The organism is Delftia tsuruhatensis NBRC 16741, assembly GCF_001571325.1.
Classification (GTDB): domain Bacteria; phylum Pseudomonadota; class Gammaproteobacteria; order Burkholderiales; family Burkholderiaceae_C; genus Comamonas; species Comamonas tsuruhatensis.
Genome location: NZ_BCTO01000110.1, coordinates 1 through 1,915 on the forward strand (window position 1 = coordinate 1; position 1,915 = coordinate 1,915).

Sequence of the window (1,915 nt, forward strand, 5' to 3'; positions counted from 1 at the left end):
GTGACGGCGGTTTGGGTGGACCGCTTCAACGACCTCATGTACGTGGCGCGCGGCCAGGACATCCTGGAATGCTTCACGGGCGATGCCCTGCGCACGGCGCGCTGGCGCACAGGCCTGGCCACCCAGGGCCAGCAGCTGCCGCTGGCCTGGGCCAAGGTCTACGGCCTGCAGGACGCCCAGCACCCGATCACCCTGCGCCTGTGGGGCGACGGCCAACTGCAGCACACGGCCCAGTTCACCGACCTGCAGCCGCAGCGCCTGCCGCCCGGGCGCTGGCTGGAGCACCAGGTGGAGATCGAGGGCGCGGCCCGCGTCACCAGCGTGGTGCTGTGCTCGACCACGGAGGAGCTGCGCAGCGTATGACCAACCGCAAGAAGATCGACACGGGCGCGGCCCGCCTCCCGGCCCTGGCCCGGGTCAACGTCCAGGACAAGGCCCTTTCAAACTGGATGCAGGCCGTGACCGAGCACCTGGAAGTGCGCTCCGGCGCCCGGGGCAACGAGTTCGAGCGCGGCGTGACCCTGCGCGAGCTGCTGGACCTGCAGGGCTCGGTGCAGGGCGTCACCCAGCTGCTGGCCACCGACAAGACGCCGGGGGAGGGCGAGATCGTCATCGACCTGGGCGGCGGGCTGTCGGCCACGGTGGCCGTGGAGCGCTTCGCCCAATCCATCATCGAATCACGCCTGTTCAAGAGCCTGGCCAAGACCCTGGACGACCCCAGCCGCTTCGACCACCTGGCGCAGGAGATCCGCGACGAGCTGCTGCGCTCCATCGCCGACGAGGCCGCCAAGCGCGGCGCCGAGGTGCGCGAGCTGCAGACCGTGGTGCAGAGCAACGAGCGCAGCCTGGCCATGGCCGTGCGCGAGGTCACGGCCAGCCTGCGCAACGCCAGCGCAGGCCTGCGCGCCACACAGGCGGCGTTCGCGGACGGCCAGCGGGCCATGGCCACCAACGTGCTGCAGCTGCAGGCCTCCCTGGGCAACTACTACCAGGACGGCAAGCCGGGCCGCGCCATGCTGGAGCAGGAGATGACGGTGCTGGCCGGCTACAGCGAGGGGCTGCGCGCGCAGTACACGCTCAAGGTGCAGGCCGGCGGGGCCCTGGCCGGCTACGGCATCGCGGCCGAGGAGGTCAACGGCAAGACTTCCAGCGCCTTCATCATCATGGCCGACAAGTTCGCCATCGTCTCCCCCAGCTACAACGCCGGCCAGATGAGTACGCCGCGGCCCGAGGACGTGGTGTTCGGCGTCGATGGCGACGGCATCTACCTGCAGCGCAACGTCTACCTCAAGGGCAACATGCGCATCGACGGCTTGGGCAAGAAGCTCGTGGACGGCCTGCGCGGCTCGGTGCTGCTGTCGGCCAGCGGCAGCTTCTGGAGCGATGCCACCGCGCGCCAAGCCGTCTGGCAGGCCCTGGGCAACAGCGGCAGCGCGCCCAACACCAACCACCTGGTCGTGGGCGATGCCGTGACCATCAGCAACGGCGCCGGCTTCACGCAGACGCGCCACTGGATGGGCGCGGCCTGGCTGATCCCGGCCGCCGTGCTCAACGGCGATCTGCTGGTGGACGGCACGGTAGCGGCGCGCAAGGTGGACACGCGCGGCCTCACCGTGCGCGACAACGCCGGCAACGTCATCCTGGACGCCAACGGCCTGGACGCGCAATGGCTGCGCAATCTCAAGGCCGCCCAGGTCAATGGCCTGGGGCCACTGGCCACCAAGGACAAGGCCCGCATCGGCGACACCGTGGCGTTCCCGGACGGCACGACGATGAACACCAGCGACTTCATCAACCGGCTGCAGCGCATCACGTCCAACAACATCGGCGTGTTCATGGACACGGCGGCCATCGGCACGGCCTATATCGGCCAGGCGGCCATTGGCACGCTGCAAATCGCGGGCGGCTCGGTCAC

At 69.9% G+C, this 1,915-nt stretch carries 1 protein-coding gene and 1 pseudogene; both read left to right on the top strand.

Annotated elements, in window-relative coordinates:
* Window positions 1-363 (top strand): annotated as a pseudogene (locus tag DTS01S_RS29145) (hypothetical protein); the annotation flags it as partial.
* The coding region (locus tag DTS01S_RS29150) for a phage tail tip fiber protein (RefSeq protein ID WP_061290133.1) at window positions 360-1,915 on the top strand (1,556 nt) is incomplete at its 3' end. The pseudogene DTS01S_RS29145 and the gene DTS01S_RS29150, both read left to right, overlap by 4 nt.